A 23,671-nucleotide genomic window follows, 5' to 3' on the forward strand; every position below is an offset into this window, starting at 1 on the left:
AACGAGGCCAAATTTTGCCACGGAGTAACCAAATTAGCTAGCTAATTCGCCAATCGTGCGGGAGGATTGCAGCAATAGCTGGAGCGTTTTGGTTCCAGCGTATTCAGGTATCTGTTTCAGCGCCGCGTTTTTGATTTTTCCCAAATGGGAACGGTTCTTCAGCCTCCCCTGCTGGAATAGAAAAATGCAGTCATCAACAAAATGCATCATTTCTTTACGCGACAACGATTCCCGCGCCTGGAACTCTGCGTATCGCTCCCTATGGCGCTTAACCGTGTGCTGTTTGCGACGGCACTCGACACAGCGCACACAGTCGACATCAATGTAGAAGCCCAGCGTCTCATACCAGTAGCGCTGTTCGCGTGCAAAGAAAATGAACGCCCGCGAACACTCGACACAGGTTTTCAGCATGTCCACGTAGTACGGCCGCGGAAAAACCGCGTAGCGCTGTACACTCAAGTCGGCCCGAAGGGCGGTGGCCGGAAGAATATGCGCATCCGAGTAGCGCCAGTAGGATCCGCGCACCTCCTGCTCAGTGAGCTTGAGTTGCGCACGGGGAGGCTTCCCGCGAAATCGCGGGTGCGGCACCAGCTTATCCAGGTTTAACCTCGCAATAGCTGCACGCATCACGCTTCTCGAAGGTGATCGAAACCGGCAGGAATCGTGCGATAACTTCGGCGTTGGTGCGGGTGTGCTGCGACAGCACGTCCATGGTGAAGCTGCCGCCGCCGCCCAGCGCCATCGGGACCAGCAACTGGTCTGCCAGATGCTCGCTGACCGCGGCACCCGAGGCGATGAAGCGGCGCGCCTGCGCCACAGCATCGCGCGCCACCTCTTCCGCACGCCGGGCCTTTTCGCCGAAGGCGACGAAGACTTCCGTTACGTGTTCGTGATCGAGTGTGATCAGGAGCGCGTTCCCTGGCCCCCAGTTGTCCGGCAGCGTGCGGAAACGCAACTGGTCGCCCGACCAACCCATGGCGCTTGCCACGCAATCGAGCTCGCGCTTTGCCACGCCGGCCGGAACGGCGGCGACCAGGCTCTCGGCATACGCTTCGCGCCGCTCGCCGCGCGCTTCCAGCGCCAGTTGGCGCCAGGCCGCCAGCGGCTTCACGGTGGCCCGCACCGCACCGCCGCCAGCCGGGTAAAACCCGGTGCGCTCAAGCACGAATTCAACTTGCGCGCCCATGTCGGCCATGGCGCGGCCGTAGGCGCGTTGCAGAAATTCCGCAGGCGGCGCCTTGGCGTTATGGGTGCCGCCGCTGACGCGCACCACGGACTCGCCCGAGGCGTACAACAGCGCCGGCACCACGGTCTGCAGCACCAGCGTCGAGCTGCCGGCCGTACCGATCTGGAATTCATATACGCCGGCCTTGATCGCACCCGGTTCGAACATCAGGCTGGTCGAGCCCAGCGTGTCGCCTTCAACTTTCGCGCCGGAGATTTCCGTCGCCGCCTTGACCGATGCAAGGTGCTGCCGCATCAAGCCCGGTTTCGAGCGGTTGGCCCGGATGTTCGAGATACGGAACGGCTGGCCGGTAATCATCGAGAGCGTCAGCGCGGTGCGCAGCACCTGGCCGCCGCCCTCCCCCTGGGATCCATCAATTTCAATCATTCTTGTTCTTTATCCTTTAACGCATACAACCTGCTTCAGGGTATGCACAACTTCAACCAGCTCTTCCTGCGCCTTCATGACAGCTTCAATGTCCTTATAGGCCATCGGGATTTCATCGATCACCCCTTCGTCCTTGCGGCACTCGACGCCTTCCGTCGCTTTCACCTGGTCTTCCAGCGAAAAGCGGCGCTTCGCCTCGTTACGGCTCATGGTACGGCCGGCACCGTGGCTGCAGCTGTTGAAGCTCTCAGGGTTGCCTTTACCGCGCACGATGAAGCTCTTTGCCCCCATCGAACCCGGAATGATCCCCAGTTCGCCTGCGCGCGCCGAAACCGCGCCTTTACGGGTCACCAGCACGTCCTTACCGAAGTGGCGCTCTTTCTGCACGTAGTTGTGGTGGCAGTTCACTGCTTCCACGTGCGTCTGGAACGGCTTGGTAATGACGGTACGCACGGAGGCGATCAGGTTCTGCATCATCACTTCACGGTTCATGCGGGCGAACTTCTGCGCCCATCCCACCGCTTCCACGTAGTCGTCGTAGTGCTGGGTCCCTTCTTCCAGGTAGGCCAGGTCCTTGTCCGGCAGGTTGGCGATATGGGTACGCATATCCTTTTGCGCCAGTTCGATGAAGTGGGAACCGATGGCATTACCAACACCGCGCGAACCGGAGTGCAGCATGAACCACACCGAGCCCTCTTCGTCCAGGCACACTTCGACGAAGTGGTTACCCGAACCCAGGGTACCCAGGTGGCGGTAGTTGTTGGTGTTCTTCAGCTTCGGCGTTTTCTCGCAGATCACGTCGAATTCGTCCTTCAACTGGCCCCACGCCACGTCAACGGCCGATGGCGGGTTCTCCCATGAACCGCGATCGCGGCCACGGAATTTCGGGGTCAGGCCGTGCGGGATCGCTTTTTCGATCGCGCTGCGCAGCGGGCCCAGGTTGTCCGGCAGGTCACGCGCATTCAGGGTGGTCTTGGCGGCCATCATCCCGCAGCCGATGTCCACGCCGACTGCCGCCGGGATGATCGCACCCAGGGTCGGGATCACGCTACCGATGGTCGAACCCTTACCCAGGTGGACGTCCGGCATCACCGCAATATGCTTGTAGATGAAGGGCATCTTGGCCGTGTTGGCCAATTGCTGGCGCGCTTCCGATTCCACCGGCACGCCCTTGGTCCACATCTTTACCGGGCTACCGCCCGATACTTCCATTACTTCGAATTCTTTATCATTCATCATAGTTCTCATCTTCTAACGATTAATCTGCGCCGACAAGGTTGGAGACCACGCCATTCCACACCGTGCGGCCTTTGCCGGGGAGCGGCTCGGCATGCCAGCTGACGGTTGTGTGGCGGCGGCTGGTGGAAATATTCATCGCCGCGTTCACGCCGCCGTAGCTGCGTTTTACGGGTTTCCTGCCGACTGCGCCGGCGCTGATGGTCCAAGCCTTGATTTGTGATTCCGCCATTTTGATCTCCTTTCGTCTTTGCGTATCTCATCTATTGCAAAGGGTGTGCCAGCTTGTTAAGTACTTGATAAATATAGATTCATGGAAATCGACTGTTGTGATAAATTATCCGAAAAGATAAATATTTATACTCAATGAAAAAGAAGATAGTCATCCTCGGCTTCCTCGGCACGCAATTGGACGGTGGACCGCGCACTTCCGCGCGCTGGGAGAAATGGCGTCCCAGCGTCTCGCTGCTGCAGCATGAAGACCTGGTCGTCGACCGTTTCGAGCTGCTGGCCAGCGCTCATCACGACAGCCTGGCGCGGCAGATCGAAGAGGATATGCACGCCATCTCGCCGGAGACCGTCGTGCAGCGCCACACGCTGCCGATCAGCGACTGGTGGGACTTCGAGGACGTCTACAGCCAGCTTTTCGACTTCGCGCGCCATTACCACTTCGATACCGAGAACGAGGAGTATTGGGTGCACATCACCACCGGCACCCACGTCGCGCAGATTTGCCTGTTCCTGATGACGGAAGCGCGCTACTTCCCTGGCCGACTGCTGCAGACCTCCCCGCCGCGCCGCGCGGCCCCCGGCAAGACCGGCGACTACGTGCTGATCGACCTGGACCTGTCGCGCTACGACCAGATTGCGCAGCGCTTCTCCAATGCGCAGCGCGAAGGCGTGGAATTCCTGAAGTCCGGCATCGCCACGCGCAACCCGCAGTTCAACCTCCTGATCGACGAGATCGAACACGTGGCAGCGCGGTCGCGCGCGCCAATGCTGCTGATGGGACCAACCGGTGCGGGCAAATCCTTCCTGGCGCGCCGCGTGTACGAATTGAAGAAAGCGCGCCACCAGCTCGACGGCGCTTTCGTCGAGATCAACTGCGCCACCCTGCACGGCGACGGCGCCGGCTCGACCCTGTTCGGCCACGTGAAAGGCGCGTTCACGGGCGCGGCATCGGACCGCCCGGGCTTGCTGCGCACTGCGCACAAAGGCTTGCTGTTCCTCGACGAGATCGGCGAACTGGGGCTGGACGAGCAAGCCATGCTGCTCAAGGCGGTCGAAGAGAAGCGCTTCCTGCCGATGGGCGGCGACCACGAAGTGCGCAGCGACTTCCAGCTCATCGCCGGCACCAACCGCGACCTGGGGCGTGAAGTAGCGGCGGGCCGCTTCCGCGAAGACCTTTTCGCGCGCATCAACCTGTGGACCTATTCCCTGCCCGGCCTGGGCGACCGGCCGGAAGATATCGAGCCAAACCTGGACTACCTGCTAGCGCAGTTCGGCGCGGAGAACGGCTCCATGGTGCGTTTCAATACCGAGGCACGCCAGCAATACATGCGTTTTGCTGCTTCGCCAGACGCGCTATGGAATGGCAACTTTCGCGACCTGTCGGCCTCCGTCACACGCATGGCAACGCTTGCCGATGCCGGCCGCATCACGGCACCGATCGTCACTGCGGAGGTGGCGCGCCTGCAGCGCCAATGGCGCCCCCTGGCAGAAGGCGTCAAGGCGACGGCGACGCTTGACGGCTTGTTCGATGAAGAGGCCCTCGGCCAAATCGACCTGTTCGACCGCGTGCAGCTCGAAGCCGTGATCGCCGTTTGCCGCCAGTCGAAAACCATGTCCGATGCCGGGCGCAAGCTGTTCGCAGCCTCGCGTCTTGGCAAGGCAAAGCCGAACGATGCCGACCGCCTGAAGAAATACCTGGCCCGCTTTGGCCTGGAATGGGACCAGGTCAGCTAGATCTTGGCACGCACATGGCAGGTGTTGAAGCGCTCGCCCTGCTCGAAACCGATCGTCACCGGGAGGAAATGGGTGATCACTTCCGCATTCGTGATCGCATGCTGCGATACGTGGTCCAGCGTGTAGGCGCCGCCACCAGCCAGCGCCATCGGCAGCATCACCTGGTCACCAAGATGCTCGCCCACCGCAGCGCCGGAAGCGAGGTAGCGGCGCGCCTCCAGCGTCGCCTCGCGCGCGACAGCCTCGGCGCGCACCCCGCGGTCGCCAATGGCGGAGAAAACTTCCGTCACCGTTTCGCTCTCGATGGTCAGCAAGATCGCATTGCCCGGGCTGTCCGAGGGCGGCGACAGCACTTCGCGCAGTTGATTGCCCTCCCATCCCAGCAGGTTGCGCACGGTCGCGTACTGCCGCTGCGCCACCTGTGCTGGCAAGCGCGCGGCAATCGCTTGCGCGAATGCCTCCTGCAAGCCGCCCCGGTCGAGCAAATCAAGGCGGCGCAGCTGCTTGCATGGCCAGACGTTGGCTGAGATGCTGCCGCCGCCGGCGGGGTAAAAACCATAACGCTCGATATCGATCGAGACGTCCACACCCATGGCCGCGAGCACTCGGCGATAGGCCCGCTGCAGGAACTCGGCAGGCGGCGCCTTGGGATTATGCGTTCCGCCGCTGACGGTGACGACAGTCGGCTGTTCAGCGAACAGCAGGGCTGGGATAAGGGTTTGCAGCACGAGTGTGGTGCTGCCCGCAGTGCCGATATCGAAGTCATACACGCCGCCGGTCACACGGCCGGGCGTGAACTCCAGTGAAGTCGAGCCGACTTCGGCGTGGGTGACGGTGGCACCGCAGGCGATCGCTGCCGCGCGTACCGCCGACAGGTGCTGGCGCCGCAAGCCAGGCGGCTGGCGATTGGCACGGATATTCCGGATGCGAAAAGCCTGACCGGTAATCATCGACAAAGTCAGCGACGTGCGCAGGATCTGCCCACCGCCTTCGCCCGTCGAACCGTCCAGTTCAATCATCGCGCACCTCCCTGTCGGCATTATGCTGCTGCCGACAGGGAGGCGGCGCACGAACATCAATAGGTGTTAAGTGCCTTCGAGAACTTAATCAGCCACAAGCGGCTTGGACGCTCACGATCGTCGCCACGCGCAACGCGGATGCTGTTGGCCGCATTGCAGCCGGTTGCGTTGCTGGTGATGATGGCGCCGTTTGCATCGGCATTGCACTTGGTGACATCGGCATTGGCCACTTCCTCGCCGGCTGGCGTGAAGATTTTGGTCTTGAGGCCGAAGTCGTTATCGTTGGCCAGTGCAATAGTGCTGCCGTCGACGATGGTCAGGCCCTCGGCCTTCTCGGCCAGCCAGCCGATGGCGTTCAGGTCCAGCAGCATCGTCTTCTTCAGGGTGACAACCTTGGACCAGTCGGCACCGTTTACCGCGGCCGCGCCCATCGAGCTCTTTTCCAGGTCGGAGGTGGCCGGGTTGTAGGCCGCGGCATTGATGTCGGTAGCGCTGCCGATCTCCACCAGCATCAGCTTGTTGAATACCTTGCCGCCCGGTGCGGAGCCCTGCTCGATCACGATGAACTTGCCATTGCCGAGTGCGGCCATGTCGCCCAGTTTGGCATTGCCGGTGCGGCCGTCGGCGTAATCGGCGCCATTCAGGGGATAAGCAAGCATGCGGCCAGTGGTGCCGGTCGCCGGATCAAACTCAATCCAGCGGGTGAAGCGCGCAAAGCGTTCCACCTGCTCGCTCTTGCCGCTCACCGAATACGGCGCGCTGCCATCGCTTAATGGGCTTTGCAGGAAGCCATGCAGCTTGTCGGTCGAGGTATCGAGTGCCATGCCTTCCATGCCGCGATTGGCGCGCCGCTTGGCGAAGATGGCAGGCAGGCCGCTGCCCGGTGCATAGCGGGACTGGATCACACCACTTGTGGCGTCGATCTTCACGATGAAGGGGCCGTATTCGTCGGACACCCACAGGGCATTGCGCTTCTTGTCGAAGGCAATGGCTTCAGTATCGAGCCCGTTAGCGCTGAATACCGCCTTGGTCGTGGTGTCGTACTTCATCGCGTCGAAGACAGGCACCTCGGCGGAATTGCCCAGCGTACCCGCCGGGATGGCCAGGCCGGAACTGTTGGCGCTCGCCGAGACCTTGATCGGCAGCGAGGAGTTAAGCACGGCGCCACCCTTGCCGACCGTGATGATGCCGATCGATGGCGTAAACCCCGGCGATGGGAAGATCTTGGCGCCCATGGTGCCGCTGCCGCCCGGAGTCGGGACATTCGGGCCGTCGCCGTTCGGGCCGCGGTCGGTCATCCCGTAGAACTCCAGGTCGCCGTTGGCAGTCGTGCCTTTGAAGGCCAGCGCGGATCCATAGGATGGCAGGAAGCCCAGTGGAAAATCGGCCTTGACCTTGGCATTGCTGCCTTCGTAAGGAATGTAGAAGCTGTTCGCGGCCTGCACTTGGTAGCGCGTCACGGTAACGGTGGCAGCGGCTTGGGCGAAGGTCTCCTGCACCGGCGTGCCAACTTTGGAGGCCAGCGTGTCTTCGAAGTGTTCACGCACCAACTGGCGGCGATCTTCGTCGACGCCGCGCGCAGCATAGGCCGTGCCGGCGGCAAGCAGGTTTGCGGCCATAGCCTTATTGAAGTCCGCGGCAGCGGCGCCAAAATCGGCGGCCTTGCCTGCAAGCGCAGTTTTCACATTAGGCGTGATCTTGATGCCGTTCGACGGATCATTGTCTTCATCCAGCAGTTGCAGTGCCAGCAGGCGGTTGACCACCTTGACGTCCTTGACGTCGGTCACGCCTGCCAGCTGCAGTGGCGTGATGATCGGCGCGCAAGCAGCGCTGCCCAAAGCGATGCCGCCCACGCTGAAGCTGACAGAGTCGCCTTCCTTGCAGGTGAACTCGCCCTTGGTCCCGGTTACGGCCTTAGGAGCCGTACCGGCCACATAGTCCGCACCTTCAACGGCGCCGTCCACGAAGCTGCCATTCACGGAGAGTTTGACGGGTTCATCGCTGCCGCCGCCGCCGCAAGCGGCAAGGGCGAGTGCAAGGGGAAGGAGCGACAGGGTTTTCATGCTGGCCTTTGGAGTTAAAAGGCGCAGCTTAAATAGCGGAAGTGACATGCCGATGACACAAAAGCAAAAAGGCCCGCTATTCAGCGGGCCTTTTTGGCTTATTACTTAGTCTGACGATAACCTACTTTCACACTGGTTGCAGCACTATCATCGGCGCAGAGTCATTTCACGGTCCTGTTCGGGATGGGAAGGGGTGGGACTGACTTGCTATGGTCATCAGACTGACCGGTACTTGGCTCGCGCGGGGCGCGTCACCAGGAATAACTAGCTTGACGATAACCTACTTTCACACTGGTTGCAGCACTATCATCGGCGCAGAGTCATTTCACGGTCCTGTTCGGGATGGGAAGGGGTGGGACTGACTTGCTATGGTCATCAAGCATGACTTGTGTGCAGCGCATCTGGCGCGCTGCGCAATCGGGAAGAAGTAAAGTTGGGGTAGTGTTCTCAAACACGGTAAGTGCTACATAACCGTCAAGGTTATAGGGACAAGCCGTACGGGCAATTAGTATCAGTTAGCTTAATGCATTACTGCACTTCCACACCTGACCTATCAACGTCCTGGTCTCGAACGACCCTTCAAGGAGCTCAAGGCTCCGGGAAATCTCATCTTAAGGCAAGTTTCCCGCTTAGATGCTTTCAGCGGTTATCTCTTCCGAACTTAGCTACCCGGCAATGCCACTGGCGTGACAACCGGTACACCAGAGGTTCGTCCACTCCGGTCCTCTCGTACTAGGAGCAGCCCCCTTCAAATTTCCAACGCCCACGGCAGATAGGGACCAAACTGTCTCACGACGTTTTAAACCCAGCTCACGTACCACTTTAAATGGCGAACAGCCATACCCTTGGGACCGGCTACAGCCCCAGGATGTGATGAGCCGACATCGAGGTGCCAAACTCCCCCGTCGATATGAACTCTTGGGAGGAATCAGCCTGTTATCCCCAGAGTACCTTTTATCCGTTGAGCGATGGCCCTTCCATACAGAACCACCGGATCACTATGTCCTACTTTCGTACCTGCTCGACTTGTCGGTCTCGCAGTTAAGCACGCTTATGCCATTGCACTATTAGCACGATGTCCGACCGTACCTAGCGTACCTTCGAACTCCTCCGTTACCGTTTGGGAGGAGACCGCCCCAGTCAAACTGCCTACCATGCACTGTCCCCGATCCGGATCACGGACCAAGGTTAGAACCTCAAACAAACCAGGGTGGTATTTCAAGGATGGCTCCATGAGAACTGGCGTCCTCACTTCAAAGCCTCCCACCTATCCTACACAGATTGGTTCAAAGTCCAATGCAAAGCTACAGTAAAGGTTCATGGGGTCTTTCCGTCTAGCCGCGGGTAGATTGCATCATCACAAACACTTCAACTTCGCTGAGTCTCGGGAGGAGACAGTGTGGCCATCGTTACGCCATTCGTGCAGGTCGGAACTTACCCGACAAGGAATTTCGCTACCTTAGGACCGTTATAGTTACGGCCGCCGTTTACTGGGACTTCAATCAAGAGCTTGCACCCCATCATTTAATCTTCCAGCACCGGGCAGGCGTCACACCCTATACGTCCACTTTCGTGTTTGCAGAGTGCTGTGTTTTTATTAAACAGTCGCAGCCACCAGTTTATTGCAACCTTTTCGCCCTTCCACAGTAAAGTGGTCAAGCTACCGAGGCGTACCTTATCCCGAAGTTACGGTACCAATTTGCCGAGTTCCTTCTCCCGAGTTCTCTCAAGCGCCTTAGAATACTCATCTCGCCCACCTGTGTCGGTTTGCGGTACGGTCTCGTATGACTGAAGCTTAGAGGCTTTTCTTGGAACCACTTCCGATTGCTTCACGGGCAAGCCCGCTCGTCCCAGTCCCTTGAATTACGCGCCCGGATTTGCCTAAGCGCCTTCTATGAACCAGGAACTGCCTATTCCAACAGGCAGACAACCTTCCGCGATCCGTCCCCCCATCGCATCATACGACGGTGCAGGAATATTAACCTGCTTCCCATCAGCTACGCATCTCTGCCTCGCCTTAGGGGCCGACTCACCCTGCTCCGATGAACGTTGAACAGGAAACCTTGGGCTTACGGCGTGCGGGCTTTTCACCCGCATTATCGCTACTCATGTCAGCATTCGCACTTCTGATACCTCCAGCATCCTTTACAAGACACCTTCGCAGGCTTACAGAACGCTCTCCTACCATATCCTTGCGGATATCCGCAGCTTCGGTGACTGGCTTAGCCCCGTTACATCTTCCGCGCAGGACGACTCGATCAGTGAGCTATTACGCTTTCTTTAAATGATGGCTGCTTCTAAGCCAACATCCTGACTGTTTTAGCCTTCCCACTTCGTTTTCCACTTAGCCAATCTTTGGGACCTTAGCTGGCGGTCTGGGTTGTTTCCCTCTTGACACCGGACGTTAGCACCCGATGTCTGTCTCCCAAGCTCGCACTCAACGGTATTCGGAGTTTGCAATGGTTTGGTAAGTCGCGATGACCCCCTAGCCATAACAGTGCTCTACCCCCGTCGGTGATACTTGAGGCACTACCTAAATAGTTTTCGGAGAGAACCAGCTATTTCCAAGTTTGTTTAGCCTTTCACCCCTATCCACAGCTCATCCCCTAATTTTTCAACATTAGTGGGTTCGGTCCTCCAGTGCGTGTTACCGCACCTTCAACCTGGCCATGGATAGATCACTTGGTTTCGGGTCTACACCCAGCGACTGGCGCCCTGTTCGGACTCGATTTCTCTACGGCTCCCCTATCTGGTTAACCTCGCCACTGAATGTAAGTCGCTGACCCATTATACAAAAGGTACGCCGTCACCCCTTACGAGGCTCCGACTGTTTGTATGCACACGGTTTCAGGATCTATTTCACTCCCCTCCCGGGGTTCTTTTCGCCTTTCCCTCACGGTACTGGTTCACTATCGGTCGATTACGAGTATTTAGCCTTGGAGGATGGTCCCCCCATGTTCAGACAGGATTTCTCGTGTCCCGCCCTACTTGTCGTACGCTTAGTACCACCGCTTGGATTTCGTGTACGGGGCTATCACCCGCTATGGCGCCTATTTCCAGAGGCTTCCACTATCCAAACGACTATCACGTACAGGCTCTTCCCATTTCGCTCGCCACTACTTTGGGAATCTCGGTTGATTTCTTTTCCTGCAGCTACTTAGATGTTTCAGTTCGCCGCGTTCGCTTCACACACCTATGTATTCAGTGAGTGATGACCTAAAAGGCCGGGTTTCCCCATTCGGAAATCTTCGGATCAAAGCTTGTTTGTCAGCTCCCCGAAGCTTATCGCAGACTTCTACGTCCTTCATCGCCTGTAATCGCCAAGGCATCCGCCATGTGCACTTATTCACTTGTCCCTATAACCTTGACGGCTATAAGTTCAAGCACTTACTACTGTGTTTGATGAGTTTTACTACTACCCTAAGTAATATCTTTCGATATCGCTTAATAAAACTTTTACTTCTTCCAGATTGTTAAAGAACGATGAACATAAAGTTCAAACCTAAGCGCGGCCGCTTACGTTTGAAATCTTGTTCCAACAGCCGATAAGTGTGAACGTTTGAGTCTGATGCCGACTCTAGAAAGGAGGTGATCCAGCCGCACCTTCCGATACGGCTACCTTGTTACGACTTCACCCCAGTCACGAATCCTACCGTGGTAAGCGCCCTCCTTACGGTTAAGCTACCTACTTCTGGTAAAACCCGCTCCCATGGTGTGACGGGCGGTGTGTACAAGACCCGGGAACGTATTCACCGCGACATGCTGATCCGCGATTACTAGCGATTCCAACTTCATGTAGTCGAGTTGCAGACTACAATCCGGACTACGATACACTTTCTGGGATTAGCTCCCCCTCGCGGGTTGGCGGCCCTCTGTATGTACCATTGTATGACGTGTGAAGCCCTACCCATAAGGGCCATGAGGACTTGACGTCATCCCCACCTTCCTCCGGTTTGTCACCGGCAGTCTCATTAGAGTGCTCTTGCGTAGCAACTAATGACAAGGGTTGCGCTCGTTGCGGGACTTAACCCAACATCTCACGACACGAGCTGACGACAGCCATGCAGCACCTGTGTGCAGGTTCTCTTTCGAGCACTCCCAGATCTCTCCAGGATTCCTGCCATGTCAAGGGTAGGTAAGGTTTTTCGCGTTGCATCGAATTAATCCACATCATCCACCGCTTGTGCGGGTCCCCGTCAATTCCTTTGAGTTTTAATCTTGCGACCGTACTCCCCAGGCGGTCTACTTCACGCGTTAGCTGCGTTACTAAGTCAATTAAGACCCAACAACTAGTAGACATCGTTTAGGGCGTGGACTACCAGGGTATCTAATCCTGTTTGCTCCCCACGCTTTCGTGCATGAGCGTCAGTTTTGACCCAGGGGGCTGCCTTCGCCATCGGTGTTCCTCCACATCTCTACGCATTTCACTGCTACACGTGGAATTCTACCCCCCTCTGCCAAACTCTAGCCTCGCAGTCTCCATCGCCATTCCCAGGTTAAGCCCGGGGATTTCACGACAGACTTACGAAACCGCCTGCGCACGCTTTACGCCCAGTAATTCCGATTAACGCTTGCACCCTACGTATTACCGCGGCTGCTGGCACGTAGTTAGCCGGTGCTTATTCTTCAGGTACCGTCAGCAGTCGTGGATATTAGCCACGACCTTTTCTTCCCTGACAAAAGAGCTTTACAACCCGAAGGCCTTCTTCACTCACGCGGCATTGCTGGATCAGGGTTGCCCCCATTGTCCAAAATTCCCCACTGCTGCCTCCCGTAGGAGTCTGGACCGTGTCTCAGTTCCAGTGTGGCTGGTCGTCCTCTCAGACCAGCTACTGATCGTTGCCTTGGTGAGCCTTTACCTCACCAACTAGCTAATCAGATATCGGCCGCTCCAGGAGCACAAGGCCTTGCGGTCCCCTGCTTTCATCCTTAGATCGTATGCGGTATTAGCGTAACTTTCGCTACGTTATCCCCCACTCTTGGGTACGTTCCGATATATTACTCACCCGTTCGCCACTCGCCGCCAGGCCGAAGCCCGCGCTGCCGTTCGACTTGCATGTGTAAAGCATGCCGCCAGCGTTCAATCTGAGCCAGGATCAAACTCTTCAGTTCAATCTCTGTTTTTCGGTATTGCTACCGAGGTCACTCACTCAAAATACTGACGAAATCTCTTTCGAGATTACGTTTAATTTTGTGCGAGCGTTATAACGTATATTTTGAGCATCGGACCCGAAGGTCCGGGCATATCGTCAAACGCCCACACTTATCGACTGTTGATTTTTAAAGATCGCTGCTTTTGTGTTACGAAGCGTTGTGTTCGTCAGCAGCAGAGAAGCGAGATTATGCGGTACAGCGTGCAACTCGTCAACCCCTTCTTTTTCTCGTTTCGCTTACTGTTTAAACAGTGCTGCGTTGCGAGGGACAGAACTATAGCCGACCAGCGCCGGTCGCGCAAGAGTAAAATGTGAGGTTTCGCGCTTCACGCTCCATCATGACGATCCTGCTCTCCACTCTTAACGCCCGCTACACCCATGCTTCACTGGGCCTGCGCTACCTGCTCGCCAATATGGGGGAGCTGCAGACGCGGACGCGTATCCAGGAATTCGTGATCGGTGCGAAGACAACCGAGATGGTTGAACGCATCCTGGCGGCGCAGCCGAAGATCGTCGGCTTCGGCGTCTATATATGGAACGTAGAAGAGACCTGCCGCCTGGTCGCGACGCTCAAGCGCGTTGCGCCACACCTGGTTATTGTTCTCGGTGGACCGGAAGTCTCTTATGAAACCGGTGAACAGGAGATTGCGCGCCTGGCCGACTATGTCGTCACCGGCTGGGGCGACGTGACCTTCCCCAAACTGTGCGGCGAGATCCTGAACGGCCCCAAGCCTTTGATGAAGGTGCATGCCGGCGTGCAGCCGCCGATGGCGGAGATCAAGCTGCCCTATTCGATCTACTCGGACGAGGATATCGCGCACCGCACCTTATATGTAGAGGCCTCGCGCGGCTGTCCGTTCAAGTGCGAGTTCTGCCTGTCGTCGCTGGACAAGACTGCGTGGCCCTTCAATATCGATGCCTTCCTGGCGGAGATGGAGGCGCTGCACGCCCGCGGCGCACGCACCTTCAAGTTCGTGGACCGGACCTTCAACCTGAATATCAAGACCAGCCTGAAGATCATGCAGTTCTTCCTGGATAAGCTGGCCGCTGCGCCGGATGATCCTGTATATGCCCACTTCGAACTGGTACCAGATCATTTGCCGGATGCACTTAAGGAAGGCATCGCGAAGTTCCCACCGGGAACACTGCAATTCGAAATTGGCATCCAGAGCTTTAACCCGGTGGTGCAGGCCAACATCTCGCGCAAACAGGATAACGCCAAGGCTGCGGACAATATCCGCTGGCTGTGCGAGCACTCGGACGTGCACATGCACGTTGACTTGATTGCGGGCTTGCCTGGCGAGACGGTCGAGAGCTTTGCCGAGGGCTTCGACAAGCTGTGGGCATTGGGGCCGCACGAAATCCAGTTCGGCATCCTGAAGCGGCTGCGCGGCACGCCGATCATCCGCCACACACAGGAATTCGGCATGGTGTACGACCCGTACCCGCCATATACGATCCTGGCCAACCGGGACATCGATTTTTCGACCATGCAGCGCCTGGTGCGGTTCGCGCGCTACTGGGATCTCGTGGCGAATTCGGGACGCTTCACGCATACCGTGCCGGTACTGCTGGGCGACCGTCCGTTCAAATCGTTCATGGCGTTCTCCGATTGGCTTTATGCCAACACGGATGCCACGCACAGGATCGCGCTCGACCGGCTGGCGGTGATGGTCGGGCGCTGGCTGGTCGTGGCCGGCATGGAGGCCACCGCCGTTACCGAGCTGCTGGCACGCGATGGACATGGCATGAAACAGAAGGCGGCGGCGCCGGCAAGCGCAGCCCCGGCGCGGCAGATGCGGCACCTGGCAGCCTGATCCCGGCTGAGTGGCGCTATAGGCGAAACTCTTTTACACTGGTGGCATGCCTATTGCTCAAGAGCCAACGTTATCTATCAGTCCAGACGGGCGCACGGTGTCAGCCGGCGGGACCTGGCAAGTCAGTGCACTTGCCAGCAAGCGGGTAATGAAGGCTATTTCTGGTTGCCTTAACCATGTGAAGGACATTCACGCGGTCGAATGGGACCTGAGCGGGGTCGAAATGCTGGACCACGTTGGTGCGCAGTTGCTGTGGAGCGCCTGGGATTACAAGCGTCCGGCCAAGCTGAAACTGGTCAACGGCCAGGAAGAGATATTCAAGCGCATCGAAACTGCCGGCAAGCTGGAAATGCCGCGCCCGCGCAAGGAACGTTTCGGCTGGGTGACGACGCTTGGCTTCGGCGTTCTGCACTTCCTCGAACATATGCAGGGCTTCGTGCAATTGATTGGCTCGGTAGTGCAGGACGTGGGGCTCTTTGCCGCCAATCCAAGGCGCGGGCCATGGCGCGAGATATCGGCGAATATTTTCCATGCAGGTTTCCAGGCATTGGGCATCACCGCGCTGGTGGGCTTCCTGATTGGCGTGGTGCTGTCCTACCTGTCGGCGCAGCAGCTGCGTAACTTTGGCGGCGACATTTACCTGGTCAACCTGCTGGGCATGTCGGTGATCCGCGAGCTGGGCCCGCTGATGGCGGCAATCCTGGTGGCAGGCCGCTCCGGATCGGCAATCACGGCGCAACTGGGCGTGATGCGCGTAACGGAAGAACTGGATGCAATGCTTGTCATGGGCATTTCGCACGGCTACCGCCTGATCATGCCGAAAGTGGTCGCGCTGGCGATCTCCATGCCGCTGCTGGTGATCTGGACCGACGCCGCTGCGCTGATCGGCGGCATGATCGCGGCCAAAGTGGAATTGAACCTGTCGATCCGCTACTTCATCATGAAGCTGCCGCAAGTGGTACCGCTGGCGAACTATTACATCGGCTTGTTCAAGGGCGCTGTCTTCGGCATGCTGATTGCGATGGTGTCCTGCCACTTTGGCTTGCGCATCCAGCCGAATACGGAAAGCCTGGGCCGCGGCACCACTACATCGGTGGTGACGGCGATCACGGTGGTGATCCTGGCGAACGCGGTGTTTGCGATCGTCTTCAATGGAGTGGGTTACTGATGAACGACCTGCCGGTACAGGAAGACGAAAGCTGCGGCTGCCCCGAAAGCGAGAGCAAGCTGACGCTGGATGGCAGCGTGCCGGCTGTGGAGATCACCAACCTGCAGACCAAGTTCGGCCGCACGGTGATCCACAATGACCTCAACCTGACCATTCATAACGGCGAAATCCTGTCGATTGTCGGCGGTTCCGGCACCGGCAAGACGGTGCTGCTGCGGCAGATGCTGGGACTGGAGCGTCCGACCAAGGGTTGCGTGCGGGTCTTCGGCGAGGACATCACGGTCGCATCGCAAGGCCACCTGCAGGAATTGCGCAACCACTGGGGCATGCTGTTCCAGCAGGGCGCGCTGTACTCCGCGCTGACGGTGTTCGAGAACGTGGCGCAGCCGATGCAGGAACTGGGCACCCTGCCCCAGCACCTGATCCGCGATGCGGTGCTGCTGAAAATGAATATGGTGGGCCTGGGCCCGGAGCACGCCAACAAGATGCCAAGCGACCTGTCGGGCGGCATGATCAAGCGCGTGGCGCTGGCGCGGGCGTTGGCCCTGGAGCCGAAGCTGCTGTTCCTGGACGAGCCGACCGCCGGCCTCGATCCCGACCTGTCGGAAAGCTTCGTCTCGCTGATCAGGTCCCTGCACCGTGAACTGGGCCTCACCGTGGTGATGGTGACGCACGACCTGGATACGCTGTTCGCCCTGTCCACACGCATTGCGGTACTGGCGGAAAAACATGTGTTGGCGATCGGGCCGACCCGCGAGGTGATCAAGACCGATCACCCGTTTATCAAGGAATTCTTCCTGGGCGACCGCGGCAGGCGCGCGCTGGAGGCCCTGGAGTAAGGAGCAAGGCATGGAAAACAGATCACACGCTTTGATGACAGGCATCTTCACGATCTCGCTGCTGATCGCCGCGATCCTGTTCGGCATCTGGTTCAATCGCGACCGGGTGAAGTATGACCCTTTCCTGATTGCGACCACGCAGTCGGTTCCCGGCCTGAACCCGCAGGCTGCGGTGCGCTACCGCGGGCTGGAAGTAGGCAAGGTGGACGAGATCGACTTCGATCCGAAGCTGGCCGGCCAGATCCTGATCCACCTGAGCATCGACCCGGCGACGCCGATTACCAAGACCACTTATGCGACACTGGGCTATCAGGGCGTAACCGGCATCGCCTATATCCAGCTGGACGACGAAGCCGTCGGTTCGCCGGCGCTGGAGACCAGCAAGCAGAATCCAAGCCGCATCCCGCTGCAACCGGGCCTGTTCGACCAGCTGGAGAAGCGTGGTACGGCGATCCTGGAGAAGGCGGAAGAAGCCACCAAAAAGCTGGATACCCTGCTCAGTCCGGAAAACCAGAAGACGATGCTGGGCGCCTTCAGCGACGTGAGTGATGCCGCCCAGTCGTACAAGGACCTGGCGGCCAAGCTGGATCCGGCGGTGCAGAAGATTCCGGCGCTGGTGGAACGCAGCGACCGCGCCTTGCAGTCGGTCGATACCCTGGCCAATGAGGCGACCAAGGTGACGCGCACCCTGCAAGGCCCGGACGGCGCGGTGCAGCGTATTACCGCTTCGGTCGATCGCGCCACGACCTCCGTCGAGGCGGTGGCAAGCGGCATTGAACTGGAGACGCTGCCAGGCGTTACGGGCCTGGCCGATGAAACCAAGTCTTCCATGCGCGCCATCCGCCGCACCATGAATAATATTAGCGATCGCCCGTCGAGTATCCTGTTCGGCGCACCCGGCACGCCGCCGGGCCCGGGCGAACCGGGCTTCGACCCCTCTGGCAAATAAGGACCAGCAATGAAGAAGAACATTCTCCTGATCGCCGTTGTCTCCGCCGCTGCCGCACTGGCGGGCTGCGCGAGCAAGGGGCCGCAGCCGACCTCCTACGACTTTGGCCCGATGGGACCGCCGCTGGCGCCTGCCGCTGCGGGAATGCATGGCACGAATGGCGCCGGGAGCCCGGCGCGGGGAATTACAGCCCTCGTCGTGTCTGATGTGAATGGCCCTGCTTCGCTCGACACGCAGCGCATGTTCTACCGGTTGATGTATGCCGACGCGCGCCAATCGCGCCCCTACGCCTACAACAACTGGTCGGTGACGCCCTTGCAACTGCTGTCGCAGCGCCTGAAAGCCCGCATCGCACAATCCGGTGTCAAAGTGGTGTCGACATCCGACGCTGCCGGCGGCCTGCCGTTGCTGCGCCTTGAAGCCGACGAGTTCTCGCAGAACTTCGACAGCGCTACGCAGAGCAGCGCCAGCATCACCCTGCGCGCCTCGATATTCCGCGACCACAGGCTGGTCGACCAGCGCACCTTCAGCCGCACGGCACGCGCGCCGAGCGCCGACGCGGCAGGCGGCGCCAGTGCGCTGGCCGAAAGCACCGACGGCATCGCCGCCGACATCCTGACCTGGCTGGCAACCATGCCCAGGTAAGACATGAGCGAAGAAGCGCCCGCCCAATCCCCAGCGCCGACACCGCCCCCGGCTTCCGAGCCGCAGGCGCGCACCGGCTCGCCAGTGGCGCGAGCGACCCTGCTCGCCTACATGGTGCTGATCGTATATGCGAGCTGGTTCCCCTTCTCCGGCTGGCAGAACCAGGGCCTGTCCCCGCTGATCTTCCTGGAGTGGACTTCGCTGCCGCGCTACTGGACGGGTTTCGATGCCGGCATCAACGTGATCGGCTATATCCCCTTCGGCATGCTGCTGGTATATGCGATGCGGCCCAGGGTCACCGGTTTCTGGGGCTTCCTGCTGGCCAGCATTGCCGGCATGCTGGTCTCGGGCACGATGGAAGCGGTGCAGACTTATCTGCCGACCCGCGTGTCGTCCAACCTGGATTTCTATACCAACAGTGCCGGCTCGATCATCGGTGCCTTCATCGGCTCGCTGACCGCACACAAGCTGATGGACACCAGCAATGCCTACAAGCTGCGCCAGCGCTGGTTCGCCCAGCACGCCAGCCAGGGCCTGGTGCTGGTGGCGCTATGGCCGCTGACGCAGATCTATCCGCAAGGCTTCCTGTTCGGCCTGGGCCAGCTGCTGCCGATCCTGTCCGAATGGCTGAGCGAACTGCTGGACATGGAAATCGATCTGGCCGCCCTGGTACGTCCCGATGTGACACTGACGGTGGAGCAGTACTGGCTGTCCGAAACCATCGTCACCGCCTGCGGCATGGTGGGAGCGGCCCTGACCCTGCTGTGCATCCTGCGCAAGCCGGCGCCGCGTGCGCCGCTGGTTGCCCTGCTGGTAGTGGCCGCCGTGCTGGTGAAATCGCTGTCGACCGCGCTGCAACTCGGCCCCGACGCGGCCTTCGTATGGGTCACGCCGGGCGCCCAGGGCGGCTTCCTGATCGGCGTGATCATGCTGGGTGGCCTGATTTTCGCGCCCCACGTGGCGCAGCGCCGGCTGGCAGTGGCAACGTTGCTGCTCAGCCTTTTGATCGTCAACACGACCCCGACCAACCCGTATTTCAGCGAAACGCTGCAGACCTGGGTGCAGGGGAAATTCCTTAACTTCTACGGCGCGGCCCAGTTCCTGTCGCTGGCATGGCCATTGGCAGCCCTCTGGTACCTTTGCCTGCCATCGCACAAGCTGAACAAGGAAACCCGGGAAACCCCGGTAAAATAAGCGCCTGCATGACAAACGAGGCTTCAGATGAGCGACAACCAATACTACAAGCATCACGTGTTCTTCTGTACGAACCACCGTGATGACGGCCGCGAAAGTTGCGGCCCGCGCGGCGCCGAAGCCGCCCAGAAGCACGCCAAGAAACGCTGCAAGGAACTGAACCTGAACGGCGAAGGCAAGGTGCGCATCAATTCCGCCGGTTGCCTGGACCGCTGCGAGCACGGCCCGGTAGCCGTGGTCTACCCGGAAGGCACCTGGTACACCTACGTTGACACCGCCGACATCGACGAGATCGTCGACAGCCACCTGGTCAACGGCAAAGAAGTAGAGCGACTCAAGATCAAATGATGAACAAGAATTCCGAGAAGTTTTCGCTGCAGGGCGGCGCCGGCCTGATGGAGGGCCTGATCGACATGCCGGCCGGTACGCCGAAGGGCATCGCCCTGGTGGCCCACCCGCACCCGCTGTACGGCGGCACCATGGAGAACAAGGTGGCGCAGACCCTGGCGCGTACCTTCGTGGCGCTGGGCTATGTGGCCGCCCGCATCAACTTCCGCGGTGTCGGTGCGTCGGAGGGCGTGCATGACCACGGCCACGGCGAAACCGACGACATGATGATCCTGTACCAGCACATGGTGCAGCGCTTCCCCGGCCTGCCGGTATCGCTGTCGGGCTTCTCGTTCGGCACCTTCGTGCAGTCGCACCTGGCGCAGCGCCTGGCCGACGCCGGCACCCCGGCGGAACGCCTGGTGCTGGTTGGCACCGCCGCTGCCAAATGGCAGATCGCCAACGTACCGGCGGACACCATCCTGATCCACGGCGAGAACGATGAAACGATCCCGTTGATCGACGTGCTGGATTACGCACGCCCGCAGGACATTCCTGTGATCGTGATTCCCGGCGCCGACCATTTCTTCCACCGCAAGCTCGGTCACATCAAGAATTGGGTGATCGCCTTGTGGGGATCGAAAGCACAATAATTTTCCCCGTAACCCCTACTAGTAAGAACAAGCACCAATGAAAAAGATCATCGCTGCACTGGCAACCAGTGTGCTGCTCATGACTTCGGCGGTGGCGCAAACGCTGCCGCCGCCAACCATCGCCGCCAAATCCTGGCTGCTTCTGGATTCCACCAGCGGGCAAGTGATTGCCGCCCAGGACCCGGATGCGCGCGTGGAACCGGCTTCCCTGACCAAGATCATGACCGCCTACCTGACCTTCCAGGCGATCAAGGACAAGAAGCTGACCCTGGACCAGAAGGTCAACGTGTCGGTCAAGGCATGGAAAGTGGACTCCAGCTCGTCGAAGATGTTCATCGATCCGGCCACCCCGGTTTCGATCAACGACCTGCTGCACGGCCTGATGGTCCAATCCGGCAACGACGCCGCCGTGGCACTGGCCGAAGCCGTAGCCGGCGACGAATCGGCCTTCGTCACCCTGATGAACCGCGAGGCGCAGCGCATGGGCATGGTCAATTCGCGCTTTGCCAACCCGCACGGCCTGCCATCGCCGGACAACTTCACCACCGCACGCGACCTGTCGGTGCTGGCGCGCCATGTGATCCAGGATTTCCCCGAGTTCTACAAGATCGATTCGGTGAAGAGCTTCACCTACAACAAGATCACCCAGCAGAACCGCAACCGCCTGCTGTGGCTCGACCCGACCGTGGACGGCATGAAGACCGGCCACACCGAGTCCGCCGGCTACTGCATGGTGGCTTCGGCCAAGCGCCCTGCCGGCAACCTTGAACGCCGCCTGATCTCCGTGGTGATGGGCACCAATTCCGACGGTACCCGTACCGCGGAAAGCCAGAAGCTGCTGAACTGGGGCTTCCAGAACTTCGACACCGTCAAGCTGTACTCCAAGGGCCAGGCGGTCTACACGCCGGAAATCTGGAAAGGCTCGCAGGCGACCGTGAAGATCGGCTTCACCAACGACGTGCTGGTGACCGTGCCGAAAGGCGTGGCTGCCAAGATGAAGCCGCTGCTGGAGCGCAAGGACCCGCTGGTGGCCCCCGTCGCAGCCAACACCCGCGTCGGCACCCTGAAGATGATGGTGGATGGCAAACCGCTGCTGGAACTGCCGGTCGTGGCGCTGGAGACCGTTGAACAGGCTTCGATCTTCGGCCGCGCATGGGATTCCGTGCGCCTGTGGATGAAGTAATGGCGAAACTGGGCCTTTCCCGCATTGTCGCGGGCATGTGGCGCATGACCGAATGGGACATGACGCCACAGCAGCGGCTGGCCTTCATCGAGCAGTGCGTGGCGCTGGGCGTGACCTCCTTTGACCATGCCGACATTTATGGCGGCTATGGCGTGGAAGGCTTGTTCGGCGAGGCGCTGGCCTTGAAGCCGTCGCTGCGCGAGCAGATACAGATCGTGAGCAAATGCGGCATCAAGCTGGTTTCCGGCCGCCGCCCCACGCACACCATCCAGCATTACGACACCAGCGCGGCGCATATCGTTGCATCGGTGGAGAATTCGCTGAAGGAGCTGCGCACGGATTACCTGGATTTGCTGCTGATTCATCGCCCCGATCCTTTGATGGATTTCGATGAGGTGGCAAATACGTTCCAGCGCTTGCGCTCCGAGGGGAAGGTGCGGGAGTTCGGGGTGTCGAACTTCTCGCGGCATCAGTTCGAGGCGCTGAACAAGCGCGTGCCGCTGGTGACCAACCAGGTGGAGTTTTCGCCGCTGCACCTGCAGCCGATGTTCGATGAAACTTTTGACGGGCTGCAGGACCTGGGTGTGCAGCCGATGATCTGGTCGCCTTTGGGCGGCGGACGTTTGTTCACTGCCGGCGACGAGCAGGGCGAGCGGCTGCGCCTGAAGATCAAGGAAGTGGCGGATGAGTTAAATCGTCCGTTTGCCAGCGTGGTGTTTGCCTGGATTATGCAGTTGCCTTGCAGGCCGGTGCCGCTCACCGGTTCGGGCCGCATCGAGTCTGTCGAGGTGGCGGTGGAGGCGACGCGGTTTACGCTGAGCAGGCCGCAGTGGTTTGAGATACTGCGCGCGGCGCGGGGGCACGAAGTCGCTTAGAACCGGTAAACCGGTAGTCTGACCCGCAGGGTCAGACACCTGGCCAGCGGCTGCCGAGTATCGGTGTCTGACCCTGCGGGTCAGACACCGGTTTACTGGTTTTGTTCAGTCATCAGCAAAAACCTGCGGCGGCGCGATCCCGCGCCACCCGGTGCGCCATGCCAAGTTCAGCCCCACGGTAAACACGATATACACCACAAAGAACAGCACAAAATAATAAGCCTGCAGCCAAACCAGCAGACCCACATTCACCGCCAGCAGCACCAGCGCCGCAGTACTTTTCTTCTGCTTCGAGCTGGGGAAGCGGATGGTCGACACCATCAGGCTGCCAACCACAAACAGCAGCGCCACCACGAAATACCCTTCAAGGCTCGAATCCGGAAACTCCGGCCAGGCCACCACCACCGAAGCCACGCAAGCCGCACCCGCCGTAATCGGCATCCCCACGAAGTACTTCGGATCGGTACGCCCCACGTTCACATTAAAGCGCGCCAGCCGCAGCGCACCGCAGGCCACAAAGAAGAACGCCGCAATCCCGCCCACACGCAGCAGGGTCGGATCCGCCGGTCCCATTTGCACGAAGCCATAGCAGTACAGCAGCACCGCCGGTGCGCAGCCGAAGTTCATCACGTCGGCAATCGAATCGAGCTGCACGCCGAAATCGGAACCGGTACCGGTGGCGCGCGCCACGAAGCCATCCAGCGCGTCGAAAATCCCGGCAAGCACCAGCAAGGCCGCAGCCAGGCGGTAATCCTGCGCCAGCCCGAGATGGGCGTTATCGACCGAGATCACAATGCTGGCAAACCCGCAGGCGATCGAAAGCAGCGTTACCGTGCTGGGTAAGGCAAATTTGGCGCGTTGGAACCGCTGATGTCGTTGAGTATTCAAATTATGGCAATGATGATCAAAAGAGAAAGGCTATTTTACATCGCCCCGTGGATAACAAAAGAAACACATATTGCCTGAAATTGGC

General features: G+C 59.5%; 18 protein-coding genes and 4 rRNA genes. 11 read left to right on the top strand and 11 right to left on the bottom strand.

The window, feature by feature from the left end; genetic code table 11:
* Window positions 1-33 precede the first annotated feature (33 nt).
* The 4 genes from ACWBU6_RS29310 to ACWBU6_RS29325 are packed head-to-tail and all read right to left on the bottom strand — an operon-like array spanning window position 34 to window position 3,080.
* Entirely contained in the window at window positions 34-627 is a 594-nt protein-coding gene (locus tag ACWBU6_RS29310; protein ID WP_452646835.1) for a zinc-ribbon domain containing protein, read from the bottom strand.
* A complete protein-coding gene (gene rtcA, locus ACWBU6_RS29315; protein WP_452646836.1) occupies window positions 593-1,612 on the bottom strand; it encodes an RNA 3'-terminal phosphate cyclase in 1,020 nt (339 codons plus the stop codon). Before rtcA (ACWBU6_RS29315) ends, ACWBU6_RS29310 begins: the two co-directional genes overlap by 35 nt.
* 9 nt (window positions 1,613-1,621) lie before the next feature.
* Complete coding sequence (locus ACWBU6_RS29320; RefSeq protein WP_452649633.1) at window positions 1,622-2,848, bottom strand: RtcB family protein; 1,227 nt, start codon at window positions 2,846-2,848, stop codon at window positions 1,622-1,624.
* Between the two features lie 22 nt (window positions 2,849-2,870).
* Complete coding sequence (locus ACWBU6_RS29325) at window positions 2,871-3,080, bottom strand: hypothetical protein (protein WP_452646837.1); 210 nt, start codon at window positions 3,078-3,080, stop codon at window positions 2,871-2,873.
* A gap of 134 nt (window positions 3,081-3,214) precedes the next feature.
* Between ACWBU6_RS29325 and rtcR the strand changes: the two genes are divergently transcribed.
* On the top strand, window positions 3,215-4,813 hold the full coding sequence (gene rtcR, locus ACWBU6_RS29330; protein ID WP_452646838.1) for an RNA repair transcriptional activator RtcR: 1,599 nt from the start codon (window positions 3,215-3,217) through the stop codon (window positions 4,811-4,813).
* Here rtcR and rtcA (ACWBU6_RS29335) read toward each other — a convergent pair.
* The 6 genes from rtcA (ACWBU6_RS29335) to ACWBU6_RS29360 all read right to left on the bottom strand — a co-directional run bounded on the left by rtcA (ACWBU6_RS29335) (window position 4,810) and on the right by ACWBU6_RS29360 (window position 13,007).
* On the bottom strand, window positions 4,810-5,832 hold the full coding sequence (gene rtcA, locus ACWBU6_RS29335) for an RNA 3'-terminal phosphate cyclase (RefSeq protein ID WP_452646839.1): 1,023 nt from the start codon (window positions 5,830-5,832) through the stop codon (window positions 4,810-4,812). The two genes, rtcR and rtcA (ACWBU6_RS29335), sit on opposite strands and share 4 nt — an antisense overlap.
* Before the next feature lie 56 nt (window positions 5,833-5,888).
* A complete protein-coding gene (locus ACWBU6_RS29340) occupies window positions 5,889-7,895 on the bottom strand; it encodes an esterase-like activity of phytase family protein (RefSeq protein ID WP_452646840.1) in 2,007 nt (668 codons plus the stop codon).
* A gap of 108 nt (window positions 7,896-8,003) precedes the next feature.
* Window positions 8,004-8,116, bottom strand: a 5S ribosomal RNA gene (rrf, locus tag ACWBU6_RS29345).
* Window positions 8,117-8,162: 46 nt separating this feature from the next.
* Window positions 8,163-8,275 (bottom strand): 5S ribosomal RNA (rrf, locus tag ACWBU6_RS29350).
* A gap of 104 nt (window positions 8,276-8,379) precedes the next feature.
* A 23S ribosomal RNA gene (locus ACWBU6_RS29355) occupies window positions 8,380-11,251 on the bottom strand.
* 225 nt (window positions 11,252-11,476) lie between these two features.
* Window positions 11,477-13,007 (bottom strand): 16S ribosomal RNA (locus tag ACWBU6_RS29360).
* The 16S, 23S and 5S rRNA genes sit together here, the layout of an rRNA operon.
* Window positions 13,008-13,386: 379 nt before the next feature.
* Here ACWBU6_RS29360 and ACWBU6_RS29365 point away from each other — a divergent pair.
* Genes ACWBU6_RS29365 through ACWBU6_RS29410 form a run of 10 tightly spaced genes read left to right on the top strand, consistent with a single transcriptional unit; the run spans window position 13,387 to window position 22,698 of the window.
* Window positions 13,387-14,865, top strand: a complete 1,479-nt coding sequence (locus ACWBU6_RS29365; protein WP_452646841.1) for a DUF4080 domain-containing protein — start codon at window positions 13,387-13,389, stop codon at window positions 14,863-14,865.
* Between the two features lie 46 nt (window positions 14,866-14,911).
* Window positions 14,912-16,033 carry an MlaE family ABC transporter permease gene (locus ACWBU6_RS29370; protein ID WP_452646842.1) on the top strand — a complete coding sequence of 374 codons (1,122 nt, stop codon included), beginning with the start codon at window positions 14,912-14,914 and terminating at the stop codon, window positions 16,031-16,033.
* Window positions 16,033-16,872, top strand: coding sequence for an ABC transporter ATP-binding protein (locus ACWBU6_RS29375; RefSeq protein ID WP_452646843.1), 840 nt, complete (start codon window positions 16,033-16,035; stop codon window positions 16,870-16,872). Before ACWBU6_RS29370 ends, ACWBU6_RS29375 begins: the two co-directional genes overlap by 1 nt.
* Window positions 16,873-16,882: 10 nt before the next feature.
* Window positions 16,883-17,821, top strand: a complete 939-nt coding sequence (locus ACWBU6_RS29380) for an MlaD family protein (RefSeq protein WP_452646844.1) — start codon at window positions 16,883-16,885, stop codon at window positions 17,819-17,821.
* 9 nt (window positions 17,822-17,830) lie between these two features.
* Complete coding sequence (locus tag ACWBU6_RS29385; RefSeq protein WP_452646845.1) at window positions 17,831-18,466, top strand: ABC-type transport auxiliary lipoprotein family protein; 636 nt, start codon at window positions 17,831-17,833, stop codon at window positions 18,464-18,466.
* A gap of 3 nt (window positions 18,467-18,469) precedes the next feature.
* On the top strand, window positions 18,470-19,660 hold the full coding sequence (locus ACWBU6_RS29390) for a VanZ family protein (RefSeq protein ID WP_452646846.1): 1,191 nt from the start codon (window positions 18,470-18,472) through the stop codon (window positions 19,658-19,660).
* 27 nt (window positions 19,661-19,687) lie between these two features.
* The gene (locus tag ACWBU6_RS29395; protein WP_055932001.1) at window positions 19,688-20,008 is read left to right on the top strand and encodes a (2Fe-2S) ferredoxin domain-containing protein; all 321 of its coding nucleotides are present in this window, start codon (window positions 19,688-19,690) and stop codon (window positions 20,006-20,008) included.
* Window positions 20,008-20,640 (top strand): alpha/beta hydrolase, encoded by a 633-nt coding sequence (locus tag ACWBU6_RS29400; protein WP_452649634.1) that lies wholly within the window; start codon window positions 20,008-20,010, stop codon window positions 20,638-20,640. The genes ACWBU6_RS29395 and ACWBU6_RS29400 overlap by 1 nt, the downstream gene beginning before the upstream one ends.
* A 37-nt stretch (window positions 20,641-20,677) precedes the next feature.
* Complete coding sequence (locus tag ACWBU6_RS29405) at window positions 20,678-21,823, top strand: D-alanyl-D-alanine carboxypeptidase family protein (RefSeq protein ID WP_452646847.1); 1,146 nt, start codon at window positions 20,678-20,680, stop codon at window positions 21,821-21,823.
* Window positions 21,823-22,698: an aldo/keto reductase gene (locus tag ACWBU6_RS29410; protein WP_452646848.1), complete on the top strand. Its 876-nt coding sequence runs from the start codon at window positions 21,823-21,825 to the stop codon at window positions 22,696-22,698. Before ACWBU6_RS29405 ends, ACWBU6_RS29410 begins: the two co-directional genes overlap by 1 nt.
* Window positions 22,699-22,803: 105 nt before the next feature.
* Here the strand turns inward: ACWBU6_RS29410 and pssA are convergent, their stop codons facing one another.
* Window positions 22,804-23,586 (bottom strand): CDP-diacylglycerol--serine O-phosphatidyltransferase, encoded by a 783-nt coding sequence (pssA, locus tag ACWBU6_RS29415; RefSeq protein WP_452646849.1) that lies wholly within the window; start codon window positions 23,584-23,586, stop codon window positions 22,804-22,806.
* Window positions 23,587-23,671 lie beyond the last annotated feature (85 nt).

The organism is Pseudoduganella sp. HUAS MS19 (assembly GCF_053615455.1).